This window comes from Streptococcus sp. 2021WUSS109 (genome assembly GCF_044427305.1).
Lineage (GTDB): Bacteria > Bacillota > Bacilli > Lactobacillales > Streptococcaceae > Streptococcus > Streptococcus suis.
This window is the reverse complement of the sequence record NZ_JAOTGF010000005.1, coordinates 15,781-32,502: the sequence shown is the minus strand read 5'-3', so window position 1 is coordinate 32,502 and position 16,722 is coordinate 15,781. Positions and strand designations below refer to the sequence as shown.

Annotated in this window: 18 protein-coding genes and 1 pseudogene; all 19 read right to left on the bottom strand. The window is 42.0% G+C overall.

Annotated elements, in window-relative coordinates:
* Window positions 1-44: 44 nt before the first annotated feature.
* The 19 genes and pseudogenes from ODU37_RS02805 to ODU37_RS02715 all read right to left on the bottom strand — a co-directional run bounded on the left by ODU37_RS02805 (window position 45) and on the right by ODU37_RS02715 (window position 16,624).
* Complete coding sequence (locus ODU37_RS02805; RefSeq protein ID WP_249562323.1) at window positions 45-1,622, bottom strand: ABC transporter ATP-binding protein; 1,578 nt, start codon at window positions 1,620-1,622, stop codon at window positions 45-47.
* 142 nt (window positions 1,623-1,764) lie between these two features.
* Window positions 1,765-4,209, bottom strand: coding sequence for an LTA synthase family protein (locus ODU37_RS02800; protein WP_105158645.1), 2,445 nt, complete (start codon window positions 4,207-4,209; stop codon window positions 1,765-1,767).
* 12 nt (window positions 4,210-4,221) lie between these two features.
* Complete coding sequence (locus ODU37_RS02795) at window positions 4,222-5,952, bottom strand: membrane protein (RefSeq protein WP_024414593.1); 1,731 nt, start codon at window positions 5,950-5,952, stop codon at window positions 4,222-4,224.
* Between the two features lie 362 nt (window positions 5,953-6,314).
* Window positions 6,315-7,187 (bottom strand): 16S rRNA (adenine(1518)-N(6)/adenine(1519)-N(6))-dimethyltransferase RsmA, encoded by an 873-nt coding sequence (gene rsmA, locus ODU37_RS02790; RefSeq protein ID WP_105121666.1) that lies wholly within the window; start codon window positions 7,185-7,187, stop codon window positions 6,315-6,317.
* The gene (locus tag ODU37_RS02785; RefSeq protein WP_105121665.1) at window positions 7,184-7,528 is read right to left on the bottom strand and encodes a hypothetical protein; all 345 of its coding nucleotides are present in this window, start codon (window positions 7,526-7,528) and stop codon (window positions 7,184-7,186) included. The genes rsmA and ODU37_RS02785 overlap by 4 nt, the downstream gene beginning before the upstream one ends.
* Before the next feature lies 1 nt (window position 7,529).
* Window positions 7,530-8,933, bottom strand: a complete 1,404-nt coding sequence (locus ODU37_RS02780) for an SseB family protein (protein WP_105121664.1) — start codon at window positions 8,931-8,933, stop codon at window positions 7,530-7,532.
* 33 nt (window positions 8,934-8,966) lie between these two features.
* The gene (locus ODU37_RS02775) at window positions 8,967-9,296 is read right to left on the bottom strand and encodes a type II toxin-antitoxin system RelE/ParE family toxin (RefSeq protein ID WP_105121663.1); all 330 of its coding nucleotides are present in this window, start codon (window positions 9,294-9,296) and stop codon (window positions 8,967-8,969) included.
* Window positions 9,286-9,573, bottom strand: coding sequence for a hypothetical protein (locus tag ODU37_RS02770; protein WP_024381177.1), 288 nt, complete (start codon window positions 9,571-9,573; stop codon window positions 9,286-9,288). Before ODU37_RS02770 ends, ODU37_RS02775 begins: the two co-directional genes overlap by 11 nt.
* A 97-nt stretch (window positions 9,574-9,670) precedes the next feature.
* Window positions 9,671-10,039 (bottom strand): hypothetical protein, encoded by a 369-nt coding sequence (locus ODU37_RS02765; protein ID WP_105121662.1) that lies wholly within the window; start codon window positions 10,037-10,039, stop codon window positions 9,671-9,673.
* Window positions 10,032-10,622: a ribonuclease M5 gene (gene rnmV / locus ODU37_RS02760; RefSeq protein WP_161941022.1), complete on the bottom strand. Its 591-nt coding sequence runs from the start codon at window positions 10,620-10,622 to the stop codon at window positions 10,032-10,034. The genes ODU37_RS02765 and rnmV overlap by 8 nt, the downstream gene beginning before the upstream one ends.
* The gene (locus ODU37_RS02755) at window positions 10,585-11,367 is read right to left on the bottom strand and encodes a TatD family hydrolase (protein ID WP_105121660.1); all 783 of its coding nucleotides are present in this window, start codon (window positions 11,365-11,367) and stop codon (window positions 10,585-10,587) included. Before ODU37_RS02755 ends, rnmV begins: the two co-directional genes overlap by 38 nt.
* A gap of 106 nt (window positions 11,368-11,473) precedes the next feature.
* On the bottom strand, window positions 11,474-11,611 hold the full coding sequence (gene rpmH, locus ODU37_RS02750) for a 50S ribosomal protein L34 (protein ID WP_002939016.1): 138 nt from the start codon (window positions 11,609-11,611) through the stop codon (window positions 11,474-11,476).
* 167 nt (window positions 11,612-11,778) lie between these two features.
* Window positions 11,779-12,774, bottom strand: a complete 996-nt coding sequence (gene jag, locus ODU37_RS02745; RefSeq protein WP_013730624.1) for an RNA-binding cell elongation regulator Jag/EloR — start codon at window positions 12,772-12,774, stop codon at window positions 11,779-11,781.
* Window positions 12,775-12,793: 19 nt separating this feature from the next.
* Window positions 12,794-13,606 carry a YidC/Oxa1 family membrane protein insertase gene (locus tag ODU37_RS02740; RefSeq protein WP_105095027.1) on the bottom strand — a complete coding sequence of 271 codons (813 nt, stop codon included), beginning with the start codon at window positions 13,604-13,606 and terminating at the stop codon, window positions 12,794-12,796.
* Entirely contained in the window at window positions 13,590-13,949 is a 360-nt protein-coding gene (gene rnpA, locus ODU37_RS02735) for a ribonuclease P protein component (RefSeq protein ID WP_004194560.1), read from the bottom strand. Before rnpA ends, ODU37_RS02740 begins: the two co-directional genes overlap by 17 nt.
* Window positions 13,950-14,019: 70 nt before the next feature.
* Window positions 14,020-14,455 (bottom strand): annotated as a pseudogene (locus ODU37_RS02730) (argininosuccinate lyase); the annotation flags it as partial.
* A gap of 41 nt (window positions 14,456-14,496) precedes the next feature.
* Window positions 14,497-15,045, bottom strand: coding sequence for a hypothetical protein (locus ODU37_RS02725; protein WP_012775368.1), 549 nt, complete (start codon window positions 15,043-15,045; stop codon window positions 14,497-14,499).
* 70 nt (window positions 15,046-15,115) lie between these two features.
* Complete coding sequence (locus ODU37_RS02720; RefSeq protein ID WP_024401392.1) at window positions 15,116-15,643, bottom strand: transcription repressor NadR; 528 nt, start codon at window positions 15,641-15,643, stop codon at window positions 15,116-15,118.
* 105 nt (window positions 15,644-15,748) lie between these two features.
* Window positions 15,749-16,624 carry a VOC family protein gene (locus ODU37_RS02715; protein ID WP_105158649.1) on the bottom strand — a complete coding sequence of 292 codons (876 nt, stop codon included), beginning with the start codon at window positions 16,622-16,624 and terminating at the stop codon, window positions 15,749-15,751.
* Window positions 16,625-16,722: the final 98 nt, after the last annotated feature.

The following is a 16,722-nucleotide window of genomic DNA, read 5'->3' as shown; positions in this document are numbered from 1 at the left end:
TTAATAAACCCGAGTAAGATAAACTTACTTGGGTTGTTTTAATTTTACTCACCTGCCCCAATCCGTACCACCCCATCATAACGGCTACGAACCTCATCGGACACGCGGTGGGAAATATGAATGAGCGTCTTATCAGCTAGTGAGGTAAGGTAGGCTTCAATTACTGCATAGGTTTCCTGATCCAAGGCAGACAGACTTTCATCCAGTAACAAGATATCCTTATCTTGCAGCAAGGCACGAATCAAGAGCAGGCGTTGCTTTTGTCCGCCAGACAGTCCGCTATCATCACTAATTTCCTCGCTCAAAGAAGCATAACTTGGGAAACGACTGTCAAGGTTCATGGTCTTAATGAGAAACATCAGCCTATCGTCTGGAACCTCCCGTCCCATGGTCAAGTTGTAGAGAACCGTATCATGGAAAAGAGCTCCCTCTTGTGGCAGATAGACAATCTTATCTTGAATGGCTTGGTAGGACAAGTCTGAAAGAGAGGTTTTATCAACGTAAATATCCCCTGCTTGCAGTTGGCTATTCTTGGTCAAAATAAGAGCCAAGGAAGATTTGCCAGAACCACTTTCCCCAAGAATTAAATACTTCTTACCACGTTCAAACGCTACGGTCAGGTCTTCAAAGACCTGCTTCTCACCGAGAGCATAACTAGCCTTGACCAGTTGAATACTCTGGAAAGCTGAAGCTAGTTCCTGTCCCTTCGTTTCTTGACCCAAAGTAGATAGCTCAAACTCTTGTTTCAATTCCTTAACGGCATGCCTGTCCAAAAAGGCTGCCGCAATGCTATTAATTGGATCCACCAACTGCTCTGAAATGGTCAGAATAGCTGTCAAGCCACCGATGGTCAAGGCTCCAGAAAAAACCTGAAAACCACCAATAAAGATAATCGAAAGAGTAGTCAGATAAAAGACAAAACCGACTAAGAGCCGCATGGTTACTGTCGTTCGATTGGCCTGATTGACCTTGTCATTGACTGCTTGATAGCGATCATTCAGCCCATCTAAAACTTGCTGTCTTTGGCGACTATTTTTCACTTGCAAATAGCTCAGAAAGGTATCTGAAACCCTTGTATTATAGACCTGCTGACTGTCCGAAATCGCCTCCTGATTGAGCCTTCTCCGCTTTTTAAACAAATAGGGAATCACAACTGGCAAGAATGAGATCAGAATCAAGAAAATAGCGGTCAGACCATCCAAGCTAAGAAGAGCCAAACTGGCAATGCCAAAGGTACAAGCACCTTGAAAAATCGTAAAGAAAGCGTCGTAATAATCTTCTTTCACCGTCTCCAAATCATTATTGAGCTGGGAAATATAGGCCCCTGCCCCCTGCTCAACAAACCGCCTAAAAGGTAAATCAAACATTTTCCCAATAAAGGTCGACTGCAATTGGAAACCTACTTGATTGAGATAGCTGACATTGGCAATCTGACGAATGTATTCAAAGACCAGCATGACAAGGACAGTTAGCCCCATCAGCACAAAATACGACACAAAGGCTTGTCTATCTCCAGCTGCAATAGCATCAATAATGTAGCGATATTGGTATAGAAAGCCAACATTTAGCAGGGCTACTGCAAAAATACAAGATAAGGTTAGCCAAAAATTCCTCTTTTTCATTTCCCCTCCACCGTTTGATAGATTTCTAAGTAAAGCAATAAAAAATCTGTATTAAACACCGTTATTATACCACAACTCCTTATGTTTGTGTATGTTTTCACATAAAGAAGAAACCAAGCCAGCTATCTGACTTGGTCTATTTTTATTCTGTCGTTTCAGTCGCTACTTTGAAAAAGTCTTTGTATTTCAAAAGGTAGCCTTTTCCTGTGGATAGGTCATATTGGACCAGTTTGAGTTCTTCTGCCACCTTGGCATCACGCTCAGTCTGTCCTACTCGGTCCTTATGAAGCACTTCAGTCAAGAGGGCATAGTAAGGACTGACCTTGTTATTGGTCGTTTCCAACATGAGGGCATTCATGTCGCTAGAATTGACCAAATCATAATGGTAGTCTTCTGTTTCAAAATTACTCCACACGAAATAATCTGTCTTATACTGCGCACTTGGGTCCGTCACGAAGGCAGACTCTGGATACAAACCTGGTAGGTGGTCACCGTAAAAAACAACTGTCACTTTCTTATCCAAGATCTTAAGCTGGTCTAGAAAATCCCTTGTTGCCTGATCCGTAAAGGATAGGAGGCGAACATAGCTGGTCAAGTTTTCATTTTCCTCAGCCGTGAAGCCCTCACCCGATGCTGTTATACCTGCAGGCTCTAGAGAATTCCACTGAACATGGTTCTGCATAGTAATAGCCGACACAAAGCTGGTATCGGCAGAACGTACCTGATCCAAAATCAAGTCATAGGTCTTCTTGTCACTGACAAAATTCCCCCGATAATCCTCAGCCGTCACAGTAAGAGGATACTTGGCACTATTGAGAGTGTAGAATTGCTCAATCCCCAGCTGCTTATAGATAGAATTTCGATTGTAACTGGTATCGTAGTAAGGATGGATGGCGATACGATTATCTGCTGGATAGAGGTCACTGATACTTGGCAACTTCTTCATATTTGGCGCCACATCCAGATAGACTGAAGAAATGGATGAGCTGTAATTGTAGAAGGGCAGACCACTATAGACCTGAAACTCGATATTAGCCGTACCACCACCATAGTGGTCACTCTTCATCAAGCCACTGGTAGTCTGGCTCATGATGTACTCAATATTTGGAAGGACATTTTGACTAAGGGTTACACCTGGAATCCGACGCGGGTCAGCCAAACTCTCACTAAGAATGTAGATAACCGTCTGGTCAGTCAATTGACCTGTCCGTTCTGCATTGATTTCCTCAGCCAAGGCGGTATACTTCTTCACAATGGCCTTCATGGTCTTCTCAGAGTAATTCTCAGGCATTTCCATACTGGTCTTGCTGAGTTGCTGCAACCAGAGGAATGAAAGAGTGCGATAACGAGCCACAAAGGCGTAGCCCTTCCAATCTACATTCCGCCAGTTATTGACCTGAGAAAGAATAGGAATCCAGCCAGCAATCTTATGGTCTTTTTCATTGCGAATAGCCCAGCCCATTCCTAAAATCAAGGATACGATAACTGAAACTCCTGCCAGCCGTTTCCAGATAGAAGCGACAATCCTTCCTTGGAAATACTTCTTGTGAATATGTCGGTAGATAAACACAAGGAGGACTATAAAGACGAGCGATACCAAAATAACACGTAGACTGATAAAGCTGAGAATCATCCCCATATTGCCAATCCATTTGAAGTCATTGGGTGTCATTGGCTCCGAACGGTAGCGGAATTTGAGAAAATTGGCCGTAACCAAAATGACGTTTAGACTAGCAATCACGGCAACAGATAAGATTTGACGGTTGATAACTAGGCTAATGATGGCATTGAGAAAAAAGAGGCAGGCAATCTGGAAGACAATAGCCCCTGGAAAGAGATGACGTGTGAAATAAGAACCTGTTCCGCCAGCCATAGAAGCCTGATAACCAATATGCGATAGCGTAGCCAGTGCCAAACTGATAAAGAGCATGCTGTGGACATTGGTCCGATTTGCCTTAAACTCTACAAATGCCTTATGAAGATAGCGAAGAAAAATGTAGGTCCCTATAAAATGAATAGGTGCAAACAGCGGTGTCTGGCTGAAAAACTCTATATAAGAACCTTTCTCAACCAAACTCTCATAATGACTATCTTTCCAATAAGAGATAGCTAGAGGGCTGAGAGAAAGCAAACTGGTCAAGAGCAAATAGCCATCTGGTACCAAGTGATCGGCTGACCACTGGCTTAATCTTTCTCGAATTTTTGTCTTCTTTCGCCATAAAAATGCCAACAGGATTGGAAGAAGCAACATCAAAAGCAGTTCAAACTGAAAGAGATTATTACGGAAAATATTCCAGGGTTGATACTTCTTGGCATTGAGCCGATAAACCAAGTTGACAAGATATAGAAAACCTAGAAAATAGCTGACATACTTGGCAAAGGTTTTGGTCTTTACAAACTTCTCGTATGTATCAAGCAAGACCAATACATAAAACGTAAAAATAGAATAGGCAAGCAAGGGCAGAGGAATAAACCAGAGCGGAAAAGATACACCGCTTAACAAAAGGGCTCGCCCCATAGCCAGCAAGACGGTCATTACCATGACCAGGATAAATTGCTTGGTTGCCTTGAGTTTGATTTGTTTCATAGCATTTCTCTCTTAGGAAATATTTGATTTTCGGTAGATAAAGGTATAATAAATCGACCAAAGTATCCAGCCAGTCAAACTGATAAAGATAACTGGCAATAACCACCATTGTTGCTTATAGGAGAGGATTAGGGTGTTCTTCCCTTTTTGGCTGGTAACCGTTGGCACACCAATAGTGGAAAGATAATAATCCATCTTCCCTAACCTCTTTCCATTCAATGTCAATTCACTATCTCGGTAAATAACAATCGGTATTTGGATTTCCTCTGATTGATTTGCCGACCAACTTATTTTTAAGCTATCCCCAAAAACTTGCTTATTAAATTGCTGGTTAGGTAAAATAATCTGGTCACGGTAACGATCATAACGAGATTTAGCCTCATTTACCGCACGAACATTCTCTTCTTTTTCAGATAACACCGGCACATAGTCGGGAGTTGATTTCTGAGCCAGTTGAACAAACTCACCTAAATTTTTTGAATGCAAGGATGCACGTAATTCTTCCGTTGTTCCGTATAGAGTAGTATGAAGCATATCTTGTAAGAATTCTGCTTTGTTGTACTGGTCATTGACTGCTTGATTATATTGATCCCAAGTAAAACCAACACCAATTATGGTAGATAAGATTGTCATCCCCCAAAACAACTTTTTACGCACTTCGTAATCTGTTAATTGAAGACCAACAATCGTCAGAAGTAAAGCATTAGCATACAAAAAGAATCTAAAGGGAAATTGGATCAAATCCACTAATCCAATACCTTTACCAGCAAATAGTTGCCACGGAAAAAGATTTGTTGAAAAAATAAAAAACACCAGAAAAGTTAATGTCAGACCCCTCAATATCACCGATTGCTTCTTCCATTTTTTCAGCATAAGATAAAGAGAGGTTGCAAAAATGATTGGTAGAGAGTATGGAAAGTATAAGAAATAAGCCTTAGACCAGGTAACTGTTGACTGAATAAACTTTTTGTTTATAAATGGTGCTGCTAATTCATTTGTTGCATTTACATATAATAAGGGTAACCAGATATTTACAGTTAAAATCAGAAAAACTCCAACCGAAAACAGTACATCTTTCATTACGTTCCATTTGTCTTGCGATTTTAACCAACCAATTGAAAAAAGAATTGCATAGGCTAAGATGAGAAACAGAGCCGACAGCATGTGTATCTGCAACATTAACCCTACAGCTCCTGCCATCAGAAAAATAGGAACTTTACCAGTTTTTAGGAATCGAACTGCTGGAATCAAGCAAAGCGGAAATAAGGCCACTCCCCAACTTGAAAATCCTTGAGCTACCCACCAGTATTGAACAGAGTAGGTAGTCACGAAAAACATGGATAACCCAACAGATAGAGAATAGCGTACTTTCACTTCTCGCATTAGAAAATAAAGCGAAGTGGCACTCAAAACTCCTAAAAGAAGATTAGACAGTAGTTGATATCGATACCAAGTTCCGGCCAACAACAGCAAGGCTCCTTGCAAATAGGCTAGATATGGACCATATAGAGCATTGACAATCCTTCCAGATTGCTGATAGCCATGCAAGCTCATTATATAGGAAAAATCTCCTGACTTAATTTGCATAGCTGTATCATAAAAACGATTATAATGAAAAACAATATCGTCTCCTGTCACCACTGCTTTTGTCAAAATCTGTGGCAATAGAAGGGTGAGCGAAAAAAGAAAAAATACAGTTACTGCAACAATATCTGGATGCTTTTTCAGTAATTTTTTTAACATAAGATACCTTCATAAAAAAAGAGGGAACCCCTCTCTTGTTTTTGTAAGAACCTGTACTCAGAAGTGAAGTGATTATAAATAAGAGATAGTTTTTCGCTAATCAAGGCAGTTTTATTGAGAGAATACTGACTGTACTTTGAAAAAACTAACGATGACTAGCTTAAAAACTATCCTTAAGTAGAAGTGCTGAACTGTGAATACGGGTTCTTACTATTCTGCTCATTTGCAGACAATAATTCCTTAAAATTTATCAACTCCCAGTATAACAAGCTTTCCCCCCACTGTCAACGGACAAGATAGATTGAAAATGGTTTTAGGTAAAATAAAGATTGATTGCAGATTTCTCCGCAATCAATACTTGCTTATAAACCAACTTTCTGGAGGCTGTCAGACAAACGCGCGAAGTCTGCCATAGAAAGTGCTTCTCCACGGACACTGGCTTCCAGCTCTGCCATGCCAAGTGCCTGCGTCAGCTTGTCCTTAACTTCTTCGGACTTGCCGAAATGGTTGGTCAGGTTGTTCCACAAGGTCTTGCGGCGATGCACAAAGCTGGCCTTGGACACTCGGAAGAAGAAATCTTCGTCCTTGACGCTCACCAGAGGTTGCTCGCGGCGAACCATTTTGAGAATGGCGGAGTCCACGTTTGGTGCAGGCACAAAGACGGTGCGAGGCACGATGAAGGCCACCTTGGCAGTCATGTAGTACTGGACCGCAATGGACAGGCTGCCGTAGGCCTTGGTGTTTGGCTCAGCAGAAATGCGGTCGGCCACCTCCCGCTGCATCATGACCACGAACTCGCTGAAAGGAATCTTGCTCTCAATCAGGTGCATGAGGATAGGGGTGGTGATGTAGTAGGGCAGGTTGGCCACGACCTTGATAGGCAGGGCAGGATTTTTGAAATTCTGAATCTGGGTCTGCAGGTCGGTCTTTAGGATGTCTTGGTTGACCACAGTCACATTGTCAAAGCGACCCAAGGTGTCCGCCAAAATCGGAATCAGGCGGTCGTCTATCTCAAAGGCCATGACCTCAGCGGCATTCTCCGCCAAAAACTCGGTCAAGGCCCCGATCCCAGGCCCGATCTCGATGACATTGACATTCTGGTCAATCTCTGCCGTGTCTACAATCTTCTGTAAAATATTGGTATCGGTCAAAAAGTTCTGACCGAAGGATTTCTTAAAGGTAAACCCGTGGCGTTCAAGGACGGCACGAGTAACGTTTTTGTCTGCGATTCTCATAAACCCTCTCTTCGTTTTTTTCGTTCTTGGTAAACTTCTGGCGAGTAATGATATAACAAAATAAATAGATTCTCTCCATTATTTTCTTCAATAATTTTTTTTAGTAATTTACCGGAGTTTTTCAAACTTCTATCTTTTGTAAAATATACAGCGATTTCTTTCCCACTATTGAGAAGTTCCCACGCAACATTACTTCCTTGCATGTAAGGTAAGTATCGCTCTTTTTCTAAAAATGCAAAAAAATCTTGAACAGTCATGGTGTCCGACACATTAAATGCCATATTATGTGGCAAAACATCGTCACCCATACAGACGGAAGTCCTATCTACTTGTATTTTCATTTTATTCTCCATCTTCTACGTGGTAATCATCAAACTTTTCGCTCACTTTTTTCATGGTCTCGAAAGATTCTTGACTAACATAACAACCAGCTTCATGATACTGAGTTCCATTGATAATGTAGTCAAAGATTGAAATCATATTTCCAGCAGGTTCAATCATACCACTCCACTTTTCATCAAAGACCATCCTCAGACGTTTCCAATCTGTAAAGATTGAGATAGCCTCCCGATTCTCTTTCCCTTTTCTAGTCGGAAGATTAAACTTCGACCCTTGTTTAAAGGTAGACTCCTCTTTCCCATTTAATCTCTCTAAAAAATGTTTATCATGCTGCATGGGAATGAGGAAGGTAGCCCTTGGTATTTCTCTGGACAAAAATCCATAATAAAGCCCGTAAACCAATTCTTCATCTTTCGTCTCAGGTTTCCCCATCTGCCCCATCAGGAGCAACCAACGGACTATATTGGGATTGGTTACTGGTACTTGAATTTCTGGAATTCCACTAAAATCGGGTTTTGGAACCAACTCTTTCGCCCAGACTACTGTATCTTTGGACTCAATAAAAACCCCAAGTGCTCCATTTAGGTAAAATTCAGTTCCTAAAGCGTTGGTAATTCCTTCACCATCTTCCCCTTTTTCGACCTTTCGCAAAGTCACATCAGTTCGCTTAGCTTCTGTTAATTTCTCCATTACATAGTTATAGCGTTCCTCATCCACAATCTGTATCAACGGATCCGTACAAAGGAATGAACCATCTTCTCTTCGGAAGGTTTCAGAGTAGAGTTGGGCTTCTCCAGTCCTAGTCGATTGGAGAATATAAATCCTGTCAGCTGCTAAAAGTTTATCCTTGACAATACCTCTTAGCACCTGAATTTTTTGCTGATTTTCCTCAATTTCCTCTGTAGAAAAGACTTTGTCATTTTTCCTACAATAATTAATAAACAGCCCCACTAACTCAGCAACATCAGATAAGCTAGCTTTCTGAATATCTTCGGTTTTTAAAATTACATTTTGAAAGCCAATAAAACCATCTGCTAACGCTCTAAGATAAGCTTCTTCTTTAAAATCAGAGCTAGCAACAGAATTATATAGGACTAGTCCTACTTTTGCAAGTTCGTTATCAGTCAGAATTACTCTCAGACTACCTTTTTGATTGGTCAAGACTTGCATTGCAGTTTGAGATTGCTCAATTTCCTTAACCGTTGCAACATAATCCCTACCTCCCTTAACAAAAGTAAGCCTATCACCCACCTTTATTGTACCATAAGCCTGACCAGATAAAATGACTTCCCTAGAATCTTGCGAGTTAAAGACCGCTTCTACACCAAAAGCAGCTGGCTGCTGGGTAGCTGTTGTCACTTCTGTCATCTCATCTTTATTCTTTTTAAAAAAATCAAATAATCCCACAGCACTCTCCCATCTTTCAGTAGTTTATGTTTCTCACTTCAACAACTTCACATAATCACTCTTGGTCGCAAAAAGATGACCAACTCGAACTTCATTTTTCACTACGCGATAGAGGGCGATGTAGTCTTTTCCAACGACATAGCCTCGGGTTAGATGAGGCGGGTCTATCTGCTTACCAAAACGGTTATCAGCGTTAAAACCACGTTCAGGAAAAATCTGCAAACTCTCCAAAGCTTCAACAATCATCCCAATTCGTCTTTTGGCAATTTCTTCTGAGAACTGTTCCGAGAAATAGGCATAAATATCCGCCAATTCCTTTTCCACTGCAGGAGCAAGTATCACTGAATATGACTCAAATTCCATACTTCTCTTTGACACTTTCTAGACTGATCCCTTGACCTGCCTCAATCGCCTGTTGGTTTTCCTGGATTTCCTTTTGAAGTTGTAAAAACAACTCTTCTCTTTCCAACTCTTCTTCAGTCAGAATGGGCAACTCATTTTTTACAGCAATGTTTTGCAAGAAGAGGTTAAAACCAGCAGTCAAATCCAGCTGGTTCATAGCAAATACTTCCTTGGCTTTTTCTAAAAGTCTGGAATCAGTTTTAAAATTTACTTGGGCATCCTTCTTTATAGTTATCAATCTAGTCTACCTCCTAGTTGTCTATATTGTAACACGAATAGATATCAGTAGCAATCTTCAAAAAAGCAGAAATATCAAAATTTCCGCTCTAGATTGTTTATTTCCCCAAATCATCAAAATAATAGAGATTCAAAAATTCTTCCTCAGTAACTGGACGGTCAAAATTATAAAACCAGCGATAGACTTCCACAGCTGGGCCATCAAACTCTACCATGTCGTCCATTTCTTGCACACCGGCAATATGAAACAAACGGCTCTGCTTCAAAATACCATCCGCATTGACATAGCCATCTTCAACTAGACCACGCAAATAGTCTGCTAGTTTGTTCTTATCAACCTGCTCATCCTCCCAAACAAGGACATTAGCCGGCAGCAAGTAGGTCACTTCTTCATAAGATGAATAATTTTCATAAGAAGGTTCAAACTCGTTTTTAACCAAGCACTTAACAGCGTAGACCCTATCCATGATAGCTCCCCATCGCCTTCTCCACTTCCACCAAACTTATCCCAAACAGCTCCAATCGTTTCAGCAGTTGCTTACCATTGCAATAGCCGATGCGGAGCTTCTCTCCCAGATATTCCCTCCGCTTGCGACTGTCGTTGCCCATAAGCAAGCCTAGTCGCATCAGATCGGACTTGATGATGTCAAAGTTATTTTCATCATCGTAGTAACCACGCACGCCTGCGAGGGCTTTTTCCAAGTCCTCAAAGCTGGCGTGCTCAATGCCCAAGGACCGCCCTTTTGTTTTGGACTGTGGCCTGGCCTCGTCCCGCTGTAAAAAGGCGTGTTTGACCGTGGGAATGGCCTGCATAATGATCTTCCGAATCCGCTCTCCATTGTAGTCTGGGTCAGTAAAGACAATGACGCCCCGCAGGTCATGGAGTTTCTCGATGCGTTCCAAGTCATCTTCTGATATGGCAGAGCCTCTGGTTTCGTAGGTATCCACCTCGTAAAATCGTTTTAGGTTTGCTGTATCATCCTTGCCTTCAACAACAAGGACTTCCTGTATCTTAATTTTCTGAGTCAATTCTGAACAAGCTCCTTGCATTCTCGTAGGTCGCTTTCGCCACTTCTTCGACCGACTGGTTGCGAAGCTGGGCCAGCATATCCACCACATATCTGGTGTAGCCGGTGCGATTTTCCCGACCACGCTTGGGAACTGGAGACAGATACGGCGCATCCGTCTCGACCAGGATTTTTTCTAGGGGCAATGCTTGCGCCGCTTCCTGAAGTTCGACGGCTTTCTTGAAGGTCACCACTCCCGAGAAGGAAATGTGCATGCCTAGGTCCATGAAGGCCTGAGCCTCCTCCAGCGTGCCAGAGAAGGAATGCATGATGCCTCCGCGCGGACCGACGCCGACTTCCTTGATGATCTGGTAAGTATCTTCCAAAGCATCGCGAGTATGAACCACAAAGGGCAAATCCAACTGCTTGCCCAACTCCATCTGTCGCTTGAAAACACGAGCCTGAGTGTCCTTATCCGCCGTCATCCAGTAGTAGTCCAGCCCAATCTCCCCCAGGGCAATGACCTTGGGATGTTTGAGTGCCTCAAGCAAGTAGCTTTCTACTTCTTCGTCATAGGTGCCAGCCTCTGTCGGATGCCAGCCCAATGTCAGATAAATTTCAGGGTGCTGGTCAGCAAGTTCTATAGCCTTGTCAATGGTTGCTCGGTCAAAACCGACCACATTGTGGAGGGTGACCCCCATTTCCTTGGCAAAGTCTAATTCTTCTTGGACCCGACCGTCAAACTGCTCTACGTTGAGGTGGGTGTGGGTGTCAAAAATTTGTATCATCGTTCCATCACTTTCTTTCCTACTATTGTAACATATTTCAGAAGATTCTTATGAGAAGAAAAAAACCAGCAGACTCGAGTTTCTGCTGGCTTCTCTTTTCATCTTCTTATGCTACTGTAAGAACTTTACGTCCCTTACGGCGACGAGCAGCTAACACGCGACGGCCGTTTTTAGTTGCCATACGGCTACGGAAACCGTGTTTACGCGCGCGACGGATTTTACTTGGTTGAAAAGTACGTTTCACGATGAATACCTCCTCTTAGATTCTTGTATTCGTTTAGCCGGCTAGTTTTGATCAGTTACTAAACATACCAAACTATTTTATATAAATTCTGTTCGTTTGTCAAGCTATTCTGCCATACTTTTAGGAAAGAATCAGAAAATCATTGAAAAAAGAGGACTAGCCTCTTTTTAATCATGATTCCCTTCAATATCTACAACGACATATCGGTTCGGCTCGCTACCTTCTGAATAGCTTGTCAAACCGTCCATTTTAGAGATAATGCGGTGGATAATTTTACGTTCGCTACTTGACATCGGATCTGTATGGTAGGCTTCCTGCTCTGCCAAAACACGTTCTGCCAATTTTTGTGCGTAGCCTTGAAGAACCTCTGCGCGGTGTTCTACATAATCATTCACATTGATTGTAATATAGAAATTACGCTCATAACGGTTGTATAAGAAGTTCTGAGCCAAAAGTTGCAAAGCCTTTAAGACTTTTCCGTGATAACCGATAACACGACCTGGTTCATTGGTATCCACTTGAATATTGATTGTACGGCGATTATGACTTGTATCAATACGCGCCTCAACATCCATATCATCCAGAATTTCTTGTACATAAGCTGTCACTTCTGAAACAACCTGTTCAATATCATACTGGGGCTCAATCTTAATGTCTAAATCAGCAAAATTATCTGCTTGATTTTCTGAGACGACTTCTTGATTTACGTCTTCCTTAGCAGATGTTGTTGCATCTGTAGTAGTTAGTAAATCTTCTGAAAGAATTTCAATCCGACCTGTTTCTTCCAAAATCGTTGTCGCTTCTTTTTCATTTTTCAAGATCTGCGCTTTAATATCATCATCAAGCGTTTGACCAGACTTTTCAAATTCTTTTACCGCTGCAACAACTTTTCCTAGGTCAATCGTAGCCTCTGAAACGCTTTTTACTGGTTCATTGAGGTCGTTAATTTCACTTGGAACGCCACGAACTGCTTTCTGATTAGCCTTAACAACCGTTGTTTCATTGATGACATCAATATCCACAATCGCTGGCTTTTTACCGAAACCAAGGAAACCTTTTTTCTCACGCGCAACCACAGTAATATGTGCTTTTTTTCGAGGAATATTTAGCTCTACCAAGCCATTCTGGATGGCCTCTTCAACACTTGCTCCTGTAAATTTCATCTTCTCTCTCCTAGTTTTCCTATTTCTTTTTCTGTGCTTTTTTCTGTGCCCGTCGGATTTTTGCCTGACGTTCTTTTTCCGCATCAATTTTCGCTTGACGCTCTGCTATTATTTTAAACGGATTATTGAACACCAAGGTTTGAGCAACCTGATAGGCATTTGACACTGTCCAATACAAAGCCACCCCACTAGCAGCTGCCACAGCAAAGAAAAAGATCATCACGGGCATGACATAAGTCATAATTGTCATAGCCATATTCTTCTCAATTGCTGATTTATTGGTCAACCATGAGCTAAGGAATGTAAACACTGCAGCCAGAATCGGCAAAATAAAGAACGGATCCGGCTCCCCAAGATTTAACCAAAGGAAGTGACCTACTTTCAAGGCTTCAACACGTGTCAGAGCTTGAAAGAGGGCCAAAAGGATTGGCATTTGAATGAAGAGCGGAATCATGGACGCTCTCATGCTGACGCCATTCTCTTTGTAGAGAGCTTGCGTTGCTTCATAGAGCTGCTGGCGACTTTCCATATCCGTTCCTGGATACTCCGCTTGCAACTTTTTCAGCTGAGGTTGAAGCTCCTGCATCTTCCGTGAGGAATTCATCTGTATTTGGAACAAGGGCAACAGAAGGGTTCGAATTAAAATGGTAAAAAGTATAATACCGATTCCAATTTGACCGTTGATAGATAGGAACTGAATAATGCTGGCAAACCAGTAAATTAATCTATCCCACGCATCTGTAGATTGACTGGTCACTGGCCCTGTTCCGCAGGCTGTTAAAACAATTAGAGATACTACCAGTAGACCTGCCCATTTAACTTTCTTTTTCAATCACAACACCTTCCTGGTATAGTTTAGCTAGTTTCAAAACATGGATGAGGTTTTGCTTCATTTCTTGATAGGACAATTCCTCTACACCTTTTCGAGCAATGATAACAAAGTCATCTGCTACCAGTTGATGTTGGCATTCAATTAAGATGTGACGAATCCTGCGCTTAATCTTATTTCGCATGACAGCGTTTCCCAATTTTTTGCTGACAGATAAACCTACTCGGAAATGCTTTTGCTCTTTAGGTAATCGGTAGACAACAAATCTCCGATTGGCGACATTGTTTCCTTTTGTAAAAATGTCATTAAAATCTCGTTCACGCTTGACACGATAGCTTTTTTTCAAACTGCCACTCCATCTTTCAAAATTACTTCTATTATACCACAAAATTCAAAAAAGCCAATAAACATACCGTTTATAGGCTTTTTGCGTTCTGAATTTCCTCTTTGGCACTTTTCAACTGGTCTGCAATCGATTCAAAACCTGTCCCACCAAGGGAATTTCTACGACTGACAGCAACTTTGGAGGACAAGGCATCATAAATATCTGTTTGAATAAGAAGCGAAATAGCCTGGTAGGTCTCAAACGATACATCCTGGAGATAGTGTCCTGCCTTGCTACATTCCAAGACCAGTTTTCCAACAATCTCATGCGCTTGACGGAAGGGCATGAGATTGTTTGCTAGATAGTCTGCCAATTCAGTCGCATTGGAAAAGTCCCTCTCTGTCGACTGAGCCTTCCTTGTCTTCCTGCAAGTCCTTATTATAGGTTAAAGGCAGGGATTTCATGACTGTCAGTAGGCCAACTAAGTTCCCATAAACTCTACCGGTTTTCCCCCGAATCAGCTCAGCCTGCCCAGTCTCTTCTAAAATATATTCCTCATCATAACTGATTATGGTTGATAAATTTTCCGTTCTTTTAAAATTTTCCAGAAATAATAAGCTAAACTAAAATCAAGCAATCCATGAATAGCCGAGCCAACACCCACCAAGCCAAGCATCGTTATCCAGTAGGTAGCAGAAGTTTGTTGCCCCGAAGTAAGCACCATCACCACAATATATTCTCCTAGACCATGCAGGAGATTAAGCCCAATTCCTAATAGTAAAAAGCGCTTAGAATCCATGAGAATCGGAAAACGCTTGACCAAGACCGCGCCTAAGGTGAGGAAGAACAGATGCGTAAGCGCCCGAAATACAATAACGATTGGAAAACCGGCGAGGAAAAAGCCCAAACTAGAACCTAAAGCAACAAAAATAGCAGTAGCTGGTGAAATAAACATGGCTATAAACAAAGGAATGTGACTAGCAAGTGTATAGGATGCTGGGCCAATAATGATTTTAATCGGCATCATTAAAGGTATTAAAATGGCAAATGCGGTTAAAATTGCACTAATTGATAGCTGCTTAACTGAATTTTTAGATGATAGTGTTAATTGGGACATTAGGCACCTCTCTTTCTATTGGTTTGATTATAAAACAAAACATTACAGGTGTCAAGACACCTGTAATGTTTTATTGATTTTCTAGCAAAATTCCTGCAGCCTTTAATACCAAAGAAAGTTCTTGGTAGGCTTGAACCGAGGGAAATGAGACAGTATGAGTATGAACTCCTTCTGTTAAATTACTCAGTAACACACCTTGGTATTGACCTAAGGCATCCAAAAAATGATCCCTATCTTCTAAACTTGCAATATTCAACTTGCCTGATAATAAGCCGTAAATGGGATGCTCAATTTCAACATCTAATATTTGAGCTCCACCCTCTAGCAAGATTGTCAATTCTTTTTCTACCTCTTCTGGACCATGTTGACAAGCTATCTTTCGAATGTAGGCTCCTTCAGTAGATGGCAAAGAAGATTGGAGTAAGTACCCTCTTGGAGTTGCCAAGACAGCTTCTCCCTCCGCACGAAGCAAGGCTACATCTCCAACAATTACTTGCCGACTCACTCCAAATTCTTTCGCCAGATAATTAGCTGCAAGGGGATCGAGGCTTTCTCGTAAAAGGGATAGGATTTTCTTACGTCGTTCTGTTGCTTTCATACACATTCCTTTCGTACACTTTTTTCCATTATATCAAAATTCCTATAAATCAACCTTTCCTCAACCAAAAAACGGAAACTGCAGAACAGTCTCCGTTATCATCTACTAGTTTAGCAATGCTTGAATAGCCGCAATGTCCAAACGTTTCATGGTCATCACCGCTGCATTGACTGCCTTGACCTTTTCTGGGCTAGCCGTATCATATGCTTCCATCAAAATACGCGGTACGATCTGCCAAGAAATCCCAAACTGGTCCTTGGCCCAACCGCAAATCTCCGCTTCTGGCACAGCAGACACTTTTTCATACCAGCTCTCTGCTTCTTCCTGACTGTCTACATAGACCATGAGCGAGAAGGCCTCGTTGAAAGAGGCCTCGCCACCGTAGCCGTGGTCCATAGCGATAATTTTTTGGTCTCCGATAAAAAGCTCCGCATAATTCAACTTGGCAGTCTCAACAGCAGCCTCCCCTTCACCGTAGTAGGAAAGTTGACCGACACTAGCCTGAGGCAGCTTATCCTTGTAGTAATCCAACATAGGCTGGGCCAAACCAACCTGTTCCTGCGAGAAGAGCAGGCAGATGTCAAACTGATAAGGCTTGTCCAAGTCCGGTGCATAAGACAGTTGCCAAGACAGACCAAAGCGGTCTTCCAACCAGACATAGTAAGGGCTGAAAGGATATTCTCCCAAAGGCATGAGAATACGACCGCCTTCTGACAAGGCTTGGTACAAACGTGTCACTTCATCCTTGCTAGCTACATTGACCATAAGGGACATGGACTCATTGAGCTTAAAGTATGGACCCGCACTAATAGCCGCCAAGGTCATATCGCCCAGTTGAAACTGAATCAAATCCGAATCACCCGAAGGCGTATCCGTAATGGTGTAGGTCCAGTCAATCTTGCCTCCGAAGAGTTCTACATAGAAAGCTACCGCTTCTTTTGCCTCTGTATCGTACCAGAGATGTGGGATAATGGTTTGCATTGATTTCTCCTTTGAGTTAGTAGCCCCAGTATAACACTTGTCCGTACAAAAACAAAACATGTTGCCTTACACTTACAGATGTGCTATACTGAATAACT

Excerpts from the sequence above, each read along its gene's own strand:
- ODU37_RS02805 (WP_249562323.1), bottom strand. The coding sequence starts at position 1,622 with ATGAAAAAGAGGAATTTTTGGCTAACCTTATCTTGTATTTTTGCAGTA.
- jag (WP_013730624.1), bottom strand. The coding sequence starts at position 12,774 with ATGAAATTTACAGGAGCAAGTGTTGAAGAGGCCATCCAGAATGGCTTG.
- rnmV (WP_161941022.1), bottom strand. The coding sequence starts at position 10,622 with ATGCAAGGAGCTTGTTCAGAATTGACTCAGAAAATTAAGATACAGGAA.
- ODU37_RS02785 (WP_105121665.1), bottom strand. The coding sequence starts at position 7,528 with ATGAAAATACAAGTAGATAGGACTTCCGTCTGTATGGGTGACGATGTT.
- ODU37_RS02795 (WP_024414593.1), bottom strand. The coding sequence starts at position 5,952 with ATGTTAAAAAAATTACTGAAAAAGCATCCAGATATTGTTGCAGTAACT.
- ODU37_RS02800 (WP_105158645.1), bottom strand. The coding sequence starts at position 4,209 with ATGAAACAAATCAAACTCAAGGCAACCAAGCAATTTATCCTGGTCATG.
- ODU37_RS02715 (WP_105158649.1), bottom strand. The coding sequence starts at position 16,624 with ATGCAAACCATTATCCCACATCTCTGGTACGATACAGAGGCAAAAGAA.
- ODU37_RS02755 (WP_105121660.1), bottom strand. The coding sequence starts at position 11,367 with ATGATACAAATTTTTGACACCCACACCCACCTCAACGTAGAGCAGTTT.
- ODU37_RS02720 (WP_024401392.1), bottom strand. The coding sequence starts at position 15,643 with ATGAAAGCAACAGAACGACGTAAGAAAATCCTATCCCTTTTACGAGAA.
- ODU37_RS02725 (WP_012775368.1), bottom strand. The coding sequence starts at position 15,045 with ATGTCCCAATTAACACTATCATCTAAAAATTCAGTTAAGCAGCTATCA.
- ODU37_RS02775 (WP_105121663.1), bottom strand. The coding sequence starts at position 9,296 with ATGGAATTTGAGTCATATTCAGTGATACTTGCTCCTGCAGTGGAAAAG.
- rsmA (WP_105121666.1), bottom strand. The coding sequence starts at position 7,187 with ATGAGAATCGCAGACAAAAACGTTACTCGTGCCGTCCTTGAACGCCAC.
- ODU37_RS02765 (WP_105121662.1), bottom strand. The coding sequence starts at position 10,039 with ATGGATAGGGTCTACGCTGTTAAGTGCTTGGTTAAAAACGAGTTTGAA.